The sequence below is a fragment of the Streptomyces sp. NPDC050732 genome (assembly GCF_040654255.1).
Taxonomy (GTDB): domain Bacteria; phylum Actinomycetota; class Actinomycetes; order Streptomycetales; family Streptomycetaceae; genus Streptomyces.
The window spans coordinates 1-15,428 of the sequence record NZ_JBFAHP010000055.1; the positions used below are offsets into that span (position 1 = coordinate 1).

The 15,428-nt window shown below is 72.8% G+C and carries 17 protein-coding genes; 9 read left to right on the forward strand and 8 right to left on the reverse strand.

Annotated features, from left to right (window positions below; translation table 11 throughout):
* Positions 1-153 precede the first annotated feature (153 nt).
* Positions 154-690, reverse strand: a complete 537-nt coding sequence (locus AB0H82_RS34195; RefSeq protein ID WP_362999416.1) for a MarR family winged helix-turn-helix transcriptional regulator — start codon at positions 688-690, stop codon at positions 154-156.
* Complete coding sequence (locus AB0H82_RS34200) at positions 687-2,429, reverse strand: FUSC family protein (RefSeq protein WP_362999417.1); 1,743 nt, start codon at positions 2,427-2,429, stop codon at positions 687-689. Before AB0H82_RS34200 ends, AB0H82_RS34195 begins: the two co-directional genes overlap by 4 nt.
* 157 nt (positions 2,430-2,586) lie before the next feature.
* Between AB0H82_RS34200 and AB0H82_RS34205 the strand changes: the two genes are divergently transcribed.
* Positions 2,587-3,141, forward strand: coding sequence for a DUF5134 domain-containing protein (locus AB0H82_RS34205; protein WP_362999418.1), 555 nt, complete (start codon positions 2,587-2,589; stop codon positions 3,139-3,141).
* A 21-nt stretch (positions 3,142-3,162) separates the two neighbouring features.
* Here the strand turns inward: AB0H82_RS34205 and AB0H82_RS34210 are convergent, their stop codons facing one another.
* Positions 3,163-3,804: an HAD family hydrolase gene (locus tag AB0H82_RS34210; RefSeq protein ID WP_362999419.1), complete on the reverse strand. Its 642-nt coding sequence runs from the start codon at positions 3,802-3,804 to the stop codon at positions 3,163-3,165.
* Between the two features lie 140 nt (positions 3,805-3,944).
* Here AB0H82_RS34210 and AB0H82_RS34215 point away from each other — a divergent pair, with 140 nt between their 5' ends.
* From AB0H82_RS34215 to AB0H82_RS34230, 4 genes are all read left to right on the forward strand, one after another.
* Positions 3,945-4,880 (forward strand): M56 family metallopeptidase, encoded by a 936-nt coding sequence (locus AB0H82_RS34215; protein WP_362999420.1) that lies wholly within the window; start codon positions 3,945-3,947, stop codon positions 4,878-4,880.
* A 211-nt stretch (positions 4,881-5,091) separates the two neighbouring features.
* The gene (locus tag AB0H82_RS34220) at positions 5,092-5,808 is read left to right on the forward strand and encodes a phosphatase PAP2 family protein (protein ID WP_362999421.1); all 717 of its coding nucleotides are present in this window, start codon (positions 5,092-5,094) and stop codon (positions 5,806-5,808) included.
* Positions 5,809-5,844: 36 nt separating this feature from the next.
* The gene (locus AB0H82_RS34225) at positions 5,845-6,540 is read left to right on the forward strand and encodes an HAD family hydrolase (RefSeq protein ID WP_362999422.1); all 696 of its coding nucleotides are present in this window, start codon (positions 5,845-5,847) and stop codon (positions 6,538-6,540) included.
* A 158-nt stretch (positions 6,541-6,698) separates the two neighbouring features.
* Positions 6,699-7,334 (forward strand): helix-turn-helix domain-containing protein, encoded by a 636-nt coding sequence (locus tag AB0H82_RS34230; RefSeq protein WP_362999423.1) that lies wholly within the window; start codon positions 6,699-6,701, stop codon positions 7,332-7,334.
* Here the strand turns inward: AB0H82_RS34230 and AB0H82_RS34235 are convergent.
* Positions 7,322-8,824, reverse strand: a complete 1,503-nt coding sequence (locus AB0H82_RS34235) for a hypothetical protein (RefSeq protein ID WP_362999424.1) — start codon at positions 8,822-8,824, stop codon at positions 7,322-7,324. The genes AB0H82_RS34230 and AB0H82_RS34235 overlap by 13 nt on opposite strands.
* Before the next feature lie 131 nt (positions 8,825-8,955).
* On the opposite strand from AB0H82_RS34235, the gene AB0H82_RS34240 reads away from it, so the two are divergent.
* The gene (locus AB0H82_RS34240; RefSeq protein WP_362999425.1) at positions 8,956-9,627 is read left to right on the forward strand and encodes a DUF305 domain-containing protein; all 672 of its coding nucleotides are present in this window, start codon (positions 8,956-8,958) and stop codon (positions 9,625-9,627) included.
* 83 nt (positions 9,628-9,710) lie between these two features.
* Positions 9,711-11,081, forward strand: a complete 1,371-nt coding sequence (locus AB0H82_RS34245) for an FAD-dependent oxidoreductase (RefSeq protein ID WP_362999426.1) — start codon at positions 9,711-9,713, stop codon at positions 11,079-11,081.
* A 125-nt stretch (positions 11,082-11,206) separates the two neighbouring features.
* Here AB0H82_RS34245 and AB0H82_RS34250 read toward each other — a convergent pair whose 3' ends face one another.
* Positions 11,207-11,584: a helix-turn-helix domain-containing protein gene (locus AB0H82_RS34250; RefSeq protein WP_362999427.1), complete on the reverse strand. Its 378-nt coding sequence runs from the start codon at positions 11,582-11,584 to the stop codon at positions 11,207-11,209.
* Between the two features lie 152 nt (positions 11,585-11,736).
* On the opposite strand from AB0H82_RS34250, the gene AB0H82_RS34255 reads away from it, so the two are divergent.
* On the forward strand, positions 11,737-12,816 hold the full coding sequence (locus AB0H82_RS34255; protein ID WP_362999428.1) for an NADH:flavin oxidoreductase/NADH oxidase: 1,080 nt from the start codon (positions 11,737-11,739) through the stop codon (positions 12,814-12,816).
* Positions 12,817-12,836: 20 nt separating this feature from the next.
* Here the strand turns inward: AB0H82_RS34255 and AB0H82_RS34260 are convergent, their stop codons facing one another.
* The gene (locus AB0H82_RS34260) at positions 12,837-13,832 is read right to left on the reverse strand and encodes a transporter substrate-binding domain-containing protein (protein WP_362999429.1); all 996 of its coding nucleotides are present in this window, start codon (positions 13,830-13,832) and stop codon (positions 12,837-12,839) included.
* A gap of 24 nt (positions 13,833-13,856) precedes the next feature.
* Positions 13,857-14,558 carry a hypothetical protein gene (locus AB0H82_RS34265; RefSeq protein ID WP_362999430.1) on the reverse strand — a complete coding sequence of 234 codons (702 nt, stop codon included), beginning with the start codon at positions 14,556-14,558 and terminating at the stop codon, positions 13,857-13,859.
* Positions 14,559-14,788: 230 nt separating this feature from the next.
* Between AB0H82_RS34265 and AB0H82_RS34270 the strand changes: the two genes are divergently transcribed.
* Positions 14,789-15,091 (forward strand): DUF3040 domain-containing protein, encoded by a 303-nt coding sequence (locus AB0H82_RS34270; protein WP_362999431.1) that lies wholly within the window; start codon positions 14,789-14,791, stop codon positions 15,089-15,091.
* A gap of 30 nt (positions 15,092-15,121) precedes the next feature.
* On the opposite strand, the gene AB0H82_RS34275 is transcribed toward AB0H82_RS34270, so the two are convergent.
* Entirely contained in the window at positions 15,122-15,385 is a 264-nt protein-coding gene (locus tag AB0H82_RS34275; RefSeq protein ID WP_362999432.1) for a GlsB/YeaQ/YmgE family stress response membrane protein, read from the reverse strand.
* Between the last annotated feature and the right edge of the window lie 43 nt (positions 15,386-15,428).

Genomic DNA, 15,428 nt, shown 5'->3' on the forward strand with positions numbered 1-15,428 from the left:
CGTTCGCGCGGAGCGCGGGCGCAGCGGCGTTCGGTGCGTGCGATCGGCGTGCGGCGCCCCAGGTCATGTGGCGGAGCCACCTGTCCTGGGGCGCCGTGCGGCGAGCGTGCGTGCCGGGCGTCGGGGCGCAGGCGGGGGTTCGAAGACAGGCTCTCAGCCCCGGCGCACCCCGAGGCGGCCCTCCAGCTGGGCGAGCAGCTCCCCGAGGAGCCCGCTCAGCTGTCCCTGCCCGGCTCCGTCGAGGACGGACAGTACGACGGTCTCGTACGCGAGCTGTTCGGGCAGGATCGCGTCGACGAGGTCGCGCCCGGCCTCGGTGAGGCCGACGTGGGCGACCCTGCGGTCCCGTGCGTCGGCGCGCCGGTCGACCAGCTCCCTCTCCTGGAGCAGTTTGAGGCGCTTGGTGACGGCGGCGCCGGAGGAGAACGTCTCGCGGGCCAGCTCACCGGGTGTCAGTTCGTGGCCGGTCCGGCGCAACGCCCCGAGCAGGTCGAACTCGGCGCGGGTCAGGCCCGCGCGGCGCAGCGGGGCGTCCTCGGCCTGCTGGAGCAGTGCCGCGCAGCGGTTGATGCGGCCGATGACCTCCATGGGTCCGGTGTCGATGTCGGGCCGCACCGCCCGCCACTGCCGCACCACCGCGGCCACGGTGTCCCCACCGGGGCCGGCCACCGGGCCGTTCTCCGTCGTCATGCTCGTGCGCCCTCCCAGGCGTCGGCGGCTTCCGCGCGGGGCCGCGTGCCCTGACCGTTCTCACCGCGCTGACCAGTGGGTCGGCGGACCATCGCCGCGAGCGTACGGTGTCCGGCGCGCTCGGCGTCGAGCACCCGCTGTTCGGGCAGGGCGCGCTGCCACCATTCGCCGGCCGCCGCGTCGGCGGCGGCGCGCAGTTCGACGAGGGCGGCGGTGAGGCGGCGCCGCGCGGGTTCGACCGCGCCGGCCCCGGCGAGCCCGGCCTCGGCCTGCTCCCTGGCCCGGTCGGCGGCCTCGATGGCCCGCTCGATGTGGTCGGCGGCGCGCCGGTTGGTGACGAGGACCGCGGCCGCGACGCCGAGCACGGCGCCGACGAGGGTGTCCACGACGCGGTCGAGGATCAGTTCGCCGGGCTCCTGGAGGCGTGCGAACTCGGTGACGAGCAGCGCCATGGGCGTCACGCACACGCTGCCGAGCCAGTAGTTGCGGGTGATCAGCGCCTCCGCCCCGAAGGCGAGGACGAGGCAGCTGACGATGAGCTCGGCGTGGCCCAGGTGGGCGAACGGCGCGATGGCGGCGAAGGCGCCCACCCCGACGAGATTGCCGACCACGCGCTGCACGCCCCGGTTCCAGGTGAGGGTGAGGTTGGCCTGGTAGAGGGAGGCCGCGGTGACCAGGGCCCAGTAGGGGCGGCCGATGCCGAGCGCGAGAGAGGCGTATCCGGCGAGGGCGCAGCCGACGGCGGTGCGCAGCGCGATGGGCAGCAGCGGGGAGCCGGGGGCGAGCCGCCGCCACAGCGGAACCTTCGGGGCGGCGAGCTCGGCGTCGAGGCCGAGGAGTTCGTCGTCCTCGCCGGGGTGGACGCCGCCGGGGCGCGGGACGGCGCCCGTACCGCGCAACCCTGCCGCCCAGGAGCGCAGTGCGGCGGGGTCCGCCGCGGCGGGCGCGGCGAGGGCTTCCTCGGCGCGGACGACGAGCCAGGAGAGGGCGCGCCGGGCCGCGGTGGTGCGGGGCCCGGTGGCGAGCAGCGACTGCCAGGCGGCGTGCACGGCGCCGGCCGCGGCGGCGCGGGCCCGCTCGGTGCCGGGCCCTTCGGCGTCGGCGCGCGCGGCCTGCGCGTACGCGGCTGCGGCGTTCAGGGCGCGTGCGGTGGCGCGGCGTTCGGGTCCGTGCGGGCGGAGCAGGGCGGGTGCCATGCCGACGAGCCAGGCCAGGGCGCCGCCGGCGAGGGTCAGTGCGAGGTGGCCGGGGACCTGGCCCGGGGTCTGCGGCGCGAAGAGGCTCGCGGAGCTGATGAAGGTGAAGATCAGGTGGCCGGGCGGTCCGACGCGGGTGGCGTCGCAGAGCGTCTTCTGGGCGGCGGCGAGCAGCGCGCCGACCGCGACGAGGATCGCGGCGGAGCTCGTCAGTGAGGCGGTGACCAGGGCGACGGCGACGCTCGCGGCCATCCCCGCGACGACGCCGGCCAGGACCCGGGCGCGGGCGGCGTAGGGGAGGTTGTGGGTGTACAGGGCGCAGAAGGACCCGGCCATCGTGTACATCACCAGGTCGAGCCGCCCGAGGGCGAGCAGCGTCAGGTTCGGTGCCGCGTTGGCCACGACCACGCTGGTGGCGGGCTTGAACCAGATGTCGGACGGTTTGCCCGGGCGCAGCACACCGGCGAGCGGGAGCCGGCGGACGCGGGCGGGGCGGGTGGATGGGTTCGGGGACGGGTTCAGGGACGGCGGCGTACTGCTCATACCCAAAAGGTTAGCAAGTGTTTTACCTGCAAATGATCTGGGTCCGGAGCGCCCCCGGGCCGCTCCCCCGCGCTCCCCTTGCACCCCTGTGCGCTCGCGTACGGCCCGGCGGCCCCGGGCATCGACCCGACGACACCGTCTACAGGGGGAGGGTGCGGTGCACGGACCGGCACAGGCCGCCTGGCTGCTCGTCGCGCTCTGCGCGGCGACCGGGGCCTACTGTCTGCTGCGGATGCGCAGCCGGATCGAGGAACAGCGCCGCACGGCCGGCGGTGAGGCGCTCATGGGGTTCGGGATGGCGGTGATGGCCGTGCCCGCGGCCGTGGTCGCGCCGCCGCGCTGGGCGTGGCTGGTCTACGCCGCGGTGTTCGGCGCGGCCGCGCTGCACACCGTGTGGGCGGCCCGCGCGAACCGGCACCACCTCCACCACCTGGTCGGCGCGTCCGCCATGGTCTACATGTCGGTGACCATGGCCACGGCACCCGGCGCGCACGCGGGGCACGGCGGGACCGGCGTCCCGCTCCTCACCGGCACGCTCCTGCTCTACTTCGCCGGGTACGTCCTGTGGTCGGGGGCGCGCCTGGCGCCGCGGGCGGTCGCCTCGGCGGGGGGCGGTGGCGCGGTGCTCGGGTGGGTGGACCGGCCCGAGCTGGCGCTGGCGTGCCGGTTGTCGATGGGGATCGGGATGGTGGCGATGCTGCTCACGCTGTAGCGGCCGCCCGCGCCCGGGCCCTCACTGGTCGATCAGCGCCGCGAGCGCGGTGAGGGTGTCGATGCGCCAGTCCACCGCGTCGGCGACGGCCGGGTCGTTCGCCCAGTAGTGCCCCCACGGGCCGCGCCGGATGTGGGCCGCGAGCAGCCCCGCCCGTTTGGCGGGGAACACGTCGTGCGCGGGGTGGTCGCCGACGTACAGGGTCTCCTGCGGCCCGGCCTGCGCCACTTCGAGCACGCGGGTGAAGAAGGCGGGATCCGGCTTGGCCACGCCCCAGTCGCCCGAGGTGACGACGAGGTCGGCGGGCAGGTCGAGGTCGCGCAGGAGTTCGGCCGCGCGCGGCGTCCCGTTTCCCGCGACGACGACGCGGACGCCCAGCTTCTGGAGGCCGCCGAGGGCGGGCCGCACGTCCGCGTAGAGGTCGGTCTCGCCCAGGTGCTCGCCGCGGCCCGCGGTCTCGCGGGCGTGGTGGGCGGAGGCGATGTCCATGTCCGGGCTGACGAACCGCAGCGCGTCGGCGGCGTCGCCGCCCTGCGCGACGGCGGCGCCGACGAGCGCGGAGAGGGTGTGGCGCGGCACCTGCAGCCAGTCCGCCCAGGCTGCCCAGTAGCGGTCGTCTTTGGTGAGGGTCTCCCCCACGTCGAACACGATGGTCTCGATCACCGTCCGCACACTAACGCCGCCGTGGCACGGGATCCGTGGTCGTCACTCGTACGTGAGATGCGCCCGTGTCGGCCGTGGCGTGCGTCACTTGGGATGGCAGCCCATACCCTCGGGTAGCCAACCCTCATAGGCTGGGCGGCATGATGGTCCCCGTCGCGCTGTTGCTGCTGGGCGCCCTGACCGCTGTCGTCGCCCCCCGGATGCTCGCGCGGGCCGACTGGCCGGAGCGCGAACCCGTGGTCGCGCTGTGGGCCTGGCAGTGCGTCGTGGCGGGTGTCCTGCTCTGCTGCGCGCTCTCGATGACGCTGAGCGCCGCCGCCGCGTGGCAGGCCGTGCGCGGCCACGTCTTCGCTCCCGCGCCGCACGGCGTGGTCGAGGCGTACGCCCTTCAGGCACCCGGGCCTTGGGCCGCGGCGACCGCCGTGGCGCTGGCCTGCGGAGGCATGTGGACGGCGGTCATGCTGACCCGGGAGATCGCCCGGGCGCGCGCCCGGCGGTCCGGCCGGCGCTCCGAACTGCTCGTGCGTTCGCCGCTGTTGCCCGGTGAGGAGCCGGGGAGCAACCGTCTCGTGGTCCTGGAGGGCGAGCGCCCCGACGCCTGGTGGCTGCCGGGCCAGGCGCCTCAACTGGTCATCACCACCGCCGCGTTGCGCCGCCTGAAGGGCCGTCAGCTCGACGCCGTCCTCGCGCACGAGCAGGGGCACGCGCAGGCCAGGCACGACTGGCTGCTGCACTGCTCGGACGCGCTGGCCGTCGGGTTTCCGCAGGTGCGGGTTTTCGCGGCGTTCCGTGCGGAGATGCACCGTCTGGTGGAGCTCGCCGCGGACGACGTGGCGTCGCGCCGCTTCGGCCGTCTGACGATCGCCCTCGCCCTGGTCGAACTCAACGAGGACCGCGGCGTCTTCGGCCCCTGCCCGGCCCACCACGCGCACGTCCCGCAGCGCGTGCACCGGCTGCTCGCCGCCCGCCCCCGCCTCACCGCGGGACGCAGGCTGCGCCTGACGGCGACGGCGGCGCTCGTCCCGGTGATCCCCGTCCTCGTCACGTTCGTACCGGGCCTGCGCGCGCTGGGCTGAGGCGTGTCCATTGCGATCGGTCCGGACAGCCCGCGCCCCGGGTGTCCCTGGGTGATGTGACAACGCCGCGAGGCGCCGTGCCAGGCGCCGCGGGCCCGGGCCGATCCGAGAGACCCACCCTGGGGCCGCGGACCGGTGTCGGGCGGGCCGACGCGCACACGTCCCGCCCCCGGGATGGCCCCCGCCCCGCCCCGTCGGCGAGGATCAATGCATGTACCCCGCGCCCCCCGACTCCCCGACCCGACCGCCCGGCTCCCGTGCCGCCCTCACCGCGGCGGCCCTCGGCGTGCCGTCGCTCCTGCTGCTCCTCCTCGTCGGGCTTGAGTGGCGGCCCCTGCTCTCGCTCGACGACGACATCGCGCGCACCACTCACCGCTGGGCGGTGGACGACCCCGGTACCACGCGGGTCAGCCGGATCCTCACCGACTGGGTGTGGGACCCGTGGACGATGCGCGCGCTGATCGCGGTGGTGGTGGTCTGGCTCGCGGTGCGCGGGGCGCGGTGGCTCGCGCTCTGGGTCGCCGGTGCCTGCCTGATCGGGTCGGCGGTGCAGCAGGGGCTCAAGGCCGCGGTCGACCGGCCGCGCCCGGTGTGGCCGGACCCGGTGGACTCCGCGCACTACGCGGCGTTCCCGTCCGGGCACGCGATGACCGCGGCGCTCGTCTGCGGACTGCTCCTGTGGCTGCTGCGCGTGCACGGCGCGGGCCCCGCCCTGTGGCGTACCGGCCTTGCCCTCGCCGCGGTCTCCGTCGTCGGGGTCGGCCTGACCCGGATCTGGCTCGGTGTGCACTGGCCCTCGGACGTCGTGGGCGGTTGGCTGCTCGGAGCCATGACGGTGGCGCTGACCGTCGCGACGCACGCGTACGGACCCGGCGGGCGCACCCCGGACGTCACGCACGACACGGACGATACGCACGCCACGGACTGACCGTTCTTCCCCTCGGCGCTTCGGAGGATTCCGCACATGACGATCAAGGGCGTGCTCTTCGACTTCTCCGGGACGCTGTTCCGGGTCGAGTCGGCCGACTCCTGGCTGCGGGCCGTGCTCGGCGAGCTCGAAGTGGCGTGGCCCGACGAGGAGTCGGGGTCGGCCGCCGCGGCGCTGGAGAGGGCGGGCGCGCTGCCCGGCGGGGCGCACCCCGTCGCCGTGCCCGGGCACCTCGCCGAGGCGTGGGCGGTCCGCGACCGGAGCGCGGAGCTGCACCGCGCCACGTACACAGGCCTCGCCCGTCAGGTGCCGCTGCCCGATCCGCGGCTGTACGACGCGCTGTACGAGCGGCACATGACGCCTCCGGCGTGGCAGCCCTACGCCGACGCGCCGGAGGTGCTGACCGGGCTGCGGGAGCGGGGTGTCGGCGTCGCGGTGGTCAGCAACATCGGCTGGGACCCGCGGCCCGTCTTCCGCGCCCATGGCCTCGACCCGTACGTCGACGCGTACGTCCTGTCGTACGAACACGAGATCCAGAAGCCCGACCCGCGCCTCTTCGCGTCGGCCTGTGACGCCCTCGGGGTCGACCCGCGGGACGCCCTCATGGTCGGTGACGACCGGGGAGCCGACGGGGGCGCGGCGGCGCTGGGGTGCGCGGTGCACTTCGTCGACCATCTGCCGGTGGACCGGCGGCCGGGCGCCCTGCGCCCCGTGCTCGGCCTCGTCGGATGACGGACGGCCGCACGGGCGCACGCCTGTGGGCAGGCAACACTCCCCCGCGGTGCTGCCTGCCCCAGGCTCCAACGACCCGCGCGAGGTCTCTGTCGAGACGCCGCCTCGGGACGCACTGAGTATATTGGCTCGGAGCCAGTCAACGCAGGAGTTACAGAATGTCCCCGCGTAGCCCATCGGTCAATGAAGAATTGCGCAGACGTTCCCGGGAGCGGCTGCTGCAGGCGACGGTGGAGCTCGTGGGCGAGCGGGGGTACGAGGCCACGACGCTCGGCCACATCGCGGACCGGGCGGGCGCCGCCCGCGGCCTGGTGTCGTACTACTTCCCCGGCAAGCGCCAGCTGCTGCAGTCCGCGGTGCACCGGCTGATGCACCGCACGCTGGACGCGGCGCTGGAGCGGGAGCCGCGCACCGACGACGGGCGCGAGCGGATGGCGCGGGCGGTCGACGCGATCCTGGGTCTGGCCCTCGACGAGCCGCTGCTCATGCGGACGCACATGGCGGGCATCCTCCAGGCGGAGGGCTTCGTGCAGTGCCCGGAGCAGCAGCGGCTCGCGGAGCTGCTGCGCGACACCGTCGTGCGGTACGGATCGCACGACGTGGACCGGGACTATCCGCTGCTGCGGGCGCTCCTGATGGGCGCGGTCTTCGCGCTGCTCATCCCCGGGGCGCCGATGCCGCTGGTGACGCTGCGGGCCGAGCTGTTCCAGCGGTACGAGCTCGACTGGGAGCTCGGCGTCCCGCCTGGCGGCGCACCACCCGGCGGGACCTCCTTGGTCGGTCAGTCGAAGTAGTCCGGCTGCGTCTGGACGTTGAGCTCGTGCAGGCGGACCCGCTGTGCGGGTTCCGTCCGCTTGTCGTTGATCTTCAGGACGTCGAGGCCCTTGGCCATGTCGTTGGAGTAGACGCGGCCGTTGTAGTAGTACGCCGACCAGGAACCGCCCGTCGTGATCTTGTCGGTGGAGAGCGGTCCGCGCTCGAAGTAGCCGATCTCCTTGGGCTTCCTGGAGTCGGTGAAGTCCCAGACGGAGACGCCGCCCTGGTACCAGGCCTGCACCATGAGGTCCTTGCCCCTGACCGGGATCAGCGAGCCGTTGTGGGCCACGCAGTTCTCGGTGTCCGCCTGGTGGCGGGGGATCTTGAAGTAGCTCTTGAAGACCAGCTTGCGCTTGTCGCCCTTGCCCCGGATGTCGTAGATGCCGTTGGCGCCGCGGTCGGGGCCGACGGCCGCGTTGCAGGTGGCGCCGGAACCGCCGCCGAGCTCGTCGGTGAAGACGACCTTGTCCGCCTTCTGGTTGAAGGTCGCCGAGTGCCAGAACGCGAAGTTGGTGTTGTCCTGGACCTGGTCGATGATCTTCGGGTTCTCCGGGTCCTCGATGGAGAAGAGGATGCCGTCGCCCATGCAGGCGCCCGCCGCGAGGTCCTCGGAGGGCAGCACGGTGATGTCGTGGCAGCCGCTGGTCTTGCGGACGCCCGGGTTGGTGGGCCCGCCCGGGTTGCCGCCGCCGTCGGGTCCCTCACCGGGGAAGAGGACGGGGAAGTTCACGACCGCGGCCCGCTCCGGGGCCTTGCGCGGCACCTTGATGACGGAGATGCCGTCGTGCGGCGGCTGGCAGTCCGGGAACGCGGCGTCCGGGGAGTACGAGGAGACGTACACGTAGACGTTCCTGCGCTCCGGCACCAGCGTGTGCGTGTGCGAGCCGCAGGCGGTCTCGACGGCGGAGACGTACTTGGGGTTCGCCTTGTCGCTGATGTCGAAGATCTTCATGCCCTCCCAGGAGGACTTCTCCGTCGCGGGCTGCGTGGTGCTGTTGCAGGAGTTGTCGCTGCGCGAGGAGTCCGTGGAGAGGAAGAGGAGGTCACCGGAGACGGAGACGTCGTTCTGCGAGCCCGGGCACAGGACCTGTGACACCGTCCTGGGGGCCTTCGGGTTGCTGATGTCGAAGATCCGGAAGCCGTCGTAGTTGCCGGCGAAGGCGTACTTGCCCTGGAACGCGAGGTCCGTGTTGTTGCCGGGCAGCGCGTCCTTGGGGATGTTGGCCAGGTGCTCGATGTTGTCCGAGTGGGCGATCTCGTCGGGCGCGGGTATCTCGCCGCGCTCGATGGCCTCCCTGGTCTGTGCGGCGTCGCTCTTGGAGACGCTCTTGGGGGCGGCGGGAGTGTCACCGGGATCGGGGACGGCTCCCGCGGGCGCCGCGGTCAGCAGCGCGGCCAGCAGTCCGGCTGCCGCCGCGCCGACCGCCAGCCGTCTGCGCCGCGTTCGGGGGTTGCTCAACAGGGTCACTGCGTCCTCCCTTGTCGCCGTTCGCAGGGGAACGGGTCACGGACACCCGCAGTATCGTGCTCATCATGCACATATCAACAGGGGGGAGCCGACTCTTGACCGGACTTGTGAACGGACCTGTACTCGCCCGTGTGCCACAGGAGGTCGCCGTGCCCGGCCGTCGTACGTCCGCCGTCGCCGCGCTCGTGGCCGCCGCGGCCCTCGTCCTCGCGGGGTGCGACTCCGGCACGGGCGGCGGGTCCGACGCCGGACGCGAGGCGTCACCGGGCCCTTCGGTGATCGCGCCGGGCAAGCCGGGCGAGACCGCGGCGACGATGTCCGCGAAGGACGCCGCACGGCAGAGATCCGAGGACGACTCCCCCAACACGGCCGACTTCACCTACGCGCAGATGATGATCGTGCACCACGGCCAGGCCCTGCGGATGGCCGAACTGGCCCCGGAGCGGGCCGGATCGAGCAAGGTCAAGCGGCTGGCGTCGCGCATCAGTGCGGCGCAGCGCCCGGAGATCGGCGCGATGAAGGGCTGGCTCAAGAAGCACGGCGGCCCGCGCGGGCACGCGGGGCACGATCACGCGACGATGCCAGGCATGGCCAGTGGCGCGCAGTTGAAGCAGCTGCGCGCCGCGCAGGGCGAGGCGTTCGACCAGCTCTTCCTGAAGCTGATGATCACGCACCACAGCGGGGCGGTCACGATGGCCACGGATGTGCTCTCCGAGGGCAACAACATCCAGGTCGAGGAGATGGCGAACGACGTCGTGGCGCAGCAGTCGAGCGAGATCGGCAGGATGCGCGAAATGGGGTGACGTCGTCCGCACCCCTGACATCGCGCGGCTCCCGGTGCGATCCTGAAACCGTCCCGAGCGCGCCTCGCGGAAGGAGCACCACAGTGCTGCAGGTCGCCGTCGTCGGTTCGGGCCCCAGCGGGGTGTACGCCGCACAGTCCCTCGTCCAGCAGGACCGCGTGCCGGACGTGCGGGTCGACGTTCTCGACCGGCTCCCGTGCCCGTACGGCCTGGTGCGCTACGGGGTGGCGCCGGACCACGAGAAGATCAAGTCCCTGCAGAACAATCTGCGCACGGTCCTTGAACACGAGCGCGTCCGCTTCCTCGGCTCCCTGGAGATCGGCTCCGGCGCCCTCACCCCGGCCCGGCTGCTCGGTCTCTACCACGCGGTGGTCTACTGCGTCGGCGCGGCGGCGGACCGCAGGCTCGGGGTGCCCGGCGAGGACCTCCCCGGCAGCTGCTCGGCGACCGAGTTCGTCTCCTGGTACAGCGCGCACCCGGACGCGCTGACGGACGGATACGCGCAGGACGGGTTCGTACGGGACGTGGAGTCCGCCGTCGTCATCGGCGTCGGCAACGTCGCGGTGGACGTGGCCCGCATGCTGGTCCGCGGCGCCGCCGAACTGCTGCCCACCGACATGCCGGACGCGCCGCTCGGCGTGCTCGCCGGCAGCGGGGTGCGTGAGGTGTCCATGGTGGGGCGGCGCGGGCCCTCCCAGGCGCGGTTCACCACCAAGGAGCTGCGGGAGCTCGGCGCGCTGCCGGACACCGAAGTCGTGGTGGATCCGGCGGAGTTGGCGCTGGACCCGGCGTACACCGACCCTTCGGGGCTGCCCGCCGCGAGCCGTCGCAACGTGGAGGTGCTGCGCGGCTGGGCCGAGCGCCCGACGCGGGGCCTGGCCCGGCGGCTCAGGCTGCGCTTCTTCCTGCGGCCGGTCTCCCTGACGGCGGGGGCGGCGGGCCGCGTCGCCCTGACCCGGTTCGAGCGCACGCTGCCGGACGGCGAGGGCGGGGTGACGGGCTCGGGGCAGTACGAGGACATCCCCGCGCAGCTGGTGCTCCGCTCGGTCGGGTACCGCGGAGTGCCCCTGGAGGGGCTGCCGTTCGACGCGGACCGGGGCACGGTGCCGCACGCGGCGGGAAGGGTGCTGCGCGACGGCGCGCCGTCCCCCGGCGAGTACGTGGCGGGGTGGATCAAACGCGGCCCCACCGGCGTGATCGGCACGAACCGCCCGTGTTCCAAGGAGACGGTCCAGTCCCTGCTGGACGACGCCCCCGCCCTCGCCCGGCGGCAGCTTCCGGAGGACCCCCTGACGGCCCTGCGCGCCGCGGGCCTGTGCCCGGTCGAGTGGCCGGGCTGGCTGGCCATCGAACGCGCGGAGGCCGACCTCGGCCGCTCCCTCGGCCGCGGCGTGGTGAAGATCCCTGACTGGGAAGGGCTGCGGGAGGCGGCACGAGGGGTCCCGGGGCGCTGACCCCGGACCGTGGGGGCGTGCCCCCGGCCGGGCCGGTTCAGAGCCTGTCTTTGAACCCCCGCCTGCGCCCCGACGCCCGGCACGCCCGCGCTCCGCGCGAACGACGGGGGTTCAAAGACAGGCTCTCAGCCCTCTTCGCCGAGGCGGTCGGCCTGGCGGGCCGCCGCGGCCAGGACGCTGTCGAGCAGCTCGGGGAAGAGCGCGTCGAGGTCGTCGCGGCGCAGCACGTTCAGCTTGGCCGTGCCGCGGTAGATCTGCCGGATGACGCCGCTCTCGCGCAGCACCCTGAAGTGGTGCGTGCACGTGGACTTGGTGACGGGCAGCTCGAAGTAGGAACAGGAGAGTCCGGCCGCGCCCTCCTCCCGGGACAGCTCCCGGACCACCCGCATCCGCATCGGATCGGCGAAGGCGTGCAGCACGGCTTCGAGGCGGATCTCCTCGGGCTCGGGGTGGGCGAGCGTCCTGCTGCTCGCGCTGCCGGTCGCGGCGGCGGCGGTCGTCATGGCGGCTCCACTTCGTCCTGTGCGCCCCGAGCGCTTGGTCCCCGGGCGATCCCTGCGCGCCATTGTACGAGAGCCATCGTAGTTTGACATCCGCCGTACTACGAGGTCTATCGTACGAGGAGCACATCAGCCCCGACGAATGGGAGCCCGCCGTGAGCGCGCTGTTCGAGCCCTACACCCTGCGATCGCTGACCATCCCGAACCGGGTGTGGATGCCCCCGATGTGCCAGTACTCGGCGGCGCCCGACGGGCCCGGGGCGGGAGCCCCGCAGGACTGGCACTTCGCGCACTACGCGGCGCGCGCGACCGGCGGCACCGGCCTGATCATCGTCGAGGCCACCGCGGTCAGCGCCGAGGGCCGCATCAGCCCGTACGACCTGGGCATCTGGAACGACACCCAGGCCGCGGCCTTCCGCCGCGTCACGGACTTCCTGCGGAGCCAGGGCACCGTCCCGGCGATCCAGCTCGCCCACGCGGGCCGCAAGGCCTCGACGGACCGGCCGTGGAAGGGCGGCGCCCCGGTCGGCGCGGACCAGTACGGCTGGCAGCCGGTCGCGCCCAGCGCGGTCGCCTTCGACGAGCGGCACCCCGTGCCGACGGAGCTCACCGTCGAGGAGATCCACGAGGTCGTGGAGCAGTTCGCCGCCGCCGCGCGGCGCTCGCTCGACGCGGGCTTCGACGTCGCCGAGATCCACGGCGCCCACGGCTATCTGATCGGCGAGTTCCTCTCCCCGCACAGCAACAGGCGGACCGACGCGTACGGCGGCTCGTACGAGAACCGCACGCGCTTCGCGCTGGAGGTCGTCGACGCCGTACGGGCCGTGTGGCCCGAGGACAAGCCGCTGTTCTTCCGCATCTCCGCCACCGACTGGCTTGAGGAGGAGGGCTGGACGCCGGACGACACCGTCCGCTTCGCCACCGACCTCAAGGAGCACGGCATCGACCTGCTCGACGTCTCCACGGGCGGCAACGCCGCGGGCGTCAGGATCCCGGTCGGGCCCGGCTACCAAGTCCCGTTCGCCGCGCGGGTGAAGGCCGAGACGGAGCTGCCGGTCGCCGCGGTCGGTCTGATCACCGAAGTCGAGCAGGCCGAGAAGATCCTGGCCAACGGCGAGGCGGACGCCGTCCTGCTGGGCCGCGAGCTGCTGCGCGACCCCTCGTGGGCGCGGCGCGCGGCACGCGAACTCGGCGCCAAGGCGCACGTGCCGGACCAGTACCACCGCTCCGTCTGAGCGAGCGTGTCAGCGGGGGCCTATTGGCCCCCGCACGACGTCTCGGCGAGCGCCTCGAACTCGTCGTCGGTGGGCTTGTACTGCTGTTCGAAGTCGGCCAGGCGATCGGTGATGTCGGAGAAGTGGGCACGGAAGGCGAGCGTCCACTGGGTGTCGAGGAAGCGCTTGAGGGCGCCGTTCAGCTTGCGGCAGTCCGCCTCGTGGCCCTCGCGCAGGCCGATTCCGTAGAACTGCAGCTTCTTGACGGTGATGCTGCGGACCACCTTCACGTCGTTCTTGTACCGCGGGTCCTGCGCGAAGCCCTCCAGGATGATCTTGTCGGTCCAGACGGCGTGGAAGTTGCCCCGCGTGAGGTCCTTCACGCACGTCTTGTAGCTGTTGCGCAGTTCGGCCACCACGTTCGGGCCCAGGGCGTCGCGCACGGACTTCTTCGCCTTGTCGTCCTGCTCGCTCTCGGGGTCGCCGGTGGACCCGCGCACGCTGCACACCCGCTTGCCGTCGACGTCCGCCAGCCTGTTGATGCCCTTCTCCTTCTCGCGGACGAGCACGCCCTGGTAGGTCTTGAGGTAGGGGGCGGTGAAGTCGATCTTCTTGTCCCGGGGCTCAGTGATCGAGTACGTGGCCACCACCAGGTCCATGCTGCGCTCCCGCAGCACCTTCTCGCGATTGCGGGACTGGACGTCCCAGTCCGCCGACTTGAAGTCCAGGTCACTGCCGAGGAACTGGACCAACTGCGCCTCGAAGCCGGCGAAGTCGTCCTCCTCCTCACTGCGTGTGCTGAAGCCCGGCTGCCCCTTCTTGACGGCGATGTTGAGCGTCTCCTTCTCGAAGAGGGACGCATGGCTCCCGCCGGCGGAGCCGCCGGTGGGGGACGGCGACGCGGTGCCCGGCCCGTCGTCGGTGCCACCGCCGCCGCCGCACGCGGCGACCAGGGTGGACAAGGAGAGGGCCAGCAGGCATGTGGTGGGCAGTCGAGGGCGCGGCACTCGACGGGACGACGGCGTTCTGCCGGGCATGGGCACTCTGGCACTCTCCTTGGGCTACCGGTGGTACTCCGCCTTCTCCAGTGTCAGCTCGACCCGGCAGTTCGCGCTGCCGACCAGCTGGATGTCGACCGACACCTCGGGGCCGGGGTCGTCGAGCGTGAGGGTCGTGCTGAACCTCTTCTTCAAGTCGACGGGCGCCTCGGCCGCGACGTCCTCTCCCTGGAACCTCAGCTTGCCCATGCGCAGGCACGGCGATTCGCCCGCCGCGCTGTCCTGTGCCGTGAAGGAGAGCCTCAACTCGTCGTTGCCGCCCGGCTTCGCGCTGACGTCGAGCCTCGCCGTCGCGCCCGCGGCCAGCGTGCCGCCCGTCAGGTGTGCGTCGCCCGTGACGTCGTCGGGCCGCGCCGCGAGGACCCACCACAGGACGCCCCCGATGACGGCCGCCGCGGTGAACGCCGCGAGGAACGCCAGCAGATGCTGCGTGACCTCCTTGCGCTCATCCCGGCGCGCGTAGAGCGTCATGGCGGACACGTACGCGATGAATCCGCCGCCCGCGACCGTCAGGGCGGTCGCCGAGTCGCCGATGACCGCGATGGCGACGAGGATGAGCATCAGTACGAGGTGCACGGTGAACAGCACCGTGAAGTAGCGCCTGCCCTCGGGGTCCGGCGCCGGCCCACCGTCTTCGCCCGGCCCGTCCGCACCCTCCTGGGCGGACCCGCCGCCCGGCGGAACGGGCTTCGACTGCGCGACCAAGCGGAACCCCTCCCCCGTCCGAGCGGTACATGTGGACGGCAAGGATGCCACAGAGGGTGATGCGAGAGGCATCAATCGACGCCAAGAGACGTCAAGTCACGCATACTCGGAGGGAGTTGCGGGCCCGTCGCCGGGACGGTCGAGCGCTTGTCCGGTCCGTCCTGTTAGTCGCTTCCGGCCCTGGGCACCCGGGGGACCAGACCATCTCCACCTGCGTAAGAGGGGCGACGATGTCGACAGATCGGCTTCCGGAGCACGAGCAGCGCATCCTCGACGAGATGGAAGCGGCTCTGCGGAACGACCGCCGGCTCAAGACCCGCATGTGGTTCCTGCGCGCCAGGCGCCGCGTACGCGCCGTCCTCACGCATACGCCGCGCCCGCTCACCGTGGCCTTCTTCGCCACCGTGTCCTGCACGCTCCTCGTGATCGGCATCCGCACGTCGGCCCCCGGTGTGATCTGGGCCTTCGCCTTCCTGTGGCCGCTCACGCTGATCGGGTTCCTGCGGCTGCTGTGCCGGTGGACGGAGCCGTGAGGCGGACTGCCGTGAGGCGGACCCGGGGGTTCAGCGGCGCAGCTTCACGCGGTCGAGGGCCACGACGCCGAGGGCGGCCAGAGCGATCTGGATGAGCCACTCGCCCCAGTCCACGCCGTCGGTGTCGGCCACACCCAGGCCCGCCGCCACGGCCGTGCCGATGAGCGCCGCCACGATGCCGACGACGATCGTCCACAGCAGACCGATGCGCTGCCGCCCGGGTATGACGAGCCTGCCCAGAATGCCGATGACGGCGCCGATCAGAATCGCGCTGATGAGTCCCGAAATCTCCATCACTGCCCCTTGGTCGGGTCCATTCGTCACTGTGTTCGGACCC

Excerpts from the sequence above, each read along its gene's own strand:
- AB0H82_RS34195 (WP_362999416.1), bottom strand. The coding sequence starts at position 690 with ATGACGACGGAGAACGGCCCGGTGGCCGGCCCCGGTGGGGACACCGTG.
- AB0H82_RS34200 (WP_362999417.1), bottom strand. The coding sequence starts at position 2,429 with ATGAGCAGTACGCCGCCGTCCCTGAACCCGTCCCCGAACCCATCCACC.
- AB0H82_RS34215 (WP_362999420.1), top strand. The coding sequence starts at position 3,945 with ATGATGGTCCCCGTCGCGCTGTTGCTGCTGGGCGCCCTGACCGCTGTC.
- AB0H82_RS34220 (WP_362999421.1), top strand. The coding sequence starts at position 5,092 with ATGTACCCCGCGCCCCCCGACTCCCCGACCCGACCGCCCGGCTCCCGT.
- AB0H82_RS34225 (WP_362999422.1), top strand. The coding sequence starts at position 5,845 with ATGACGATCAAGGGCGTGCTCTTCGACTTCTCCGGGACGCTGTTCCGG.
- AB0H82_RS34230 (WP_362999423.1), top strand. The coding sequence starts at position 6,699 with ATGTCCCCGCGTAGCCCATCGGTCAATGAAGAATTGCGCAGACGTTCC.
- AB0H82_RS34250 (WP_362999427.1), bottom strand. The coding sequence starts at position 11,584 with ATGACGACCGCCGCCGCCGCGACCGGCAGCGCGAGCAGCAGGACGCTC.
- AB0H82_RS34260 (WP_362999429.1), bottom strand. The coding sequence starts at position 13,832 with ATGCCCGGCAGAACGCCGTCGTCCCGTCGAGTGCCGCGCCCTCGACTG.
- AB0H82_RS34270 (WP_362999431.1), top strand. The coding sequence starts at position 14,789 with ATGTCGACAGATCGGCTTCCGGAGCACGAGCAGCGCATCCTCGACGAG.
- AB0H82_RS34275 (WP_362999432.1), bottom strand. The coding sequence starts at position 15,385 with ATGGAGATTTCGGGACTCATCAGCGCGATTCTGATCGGCGCCGTCATC.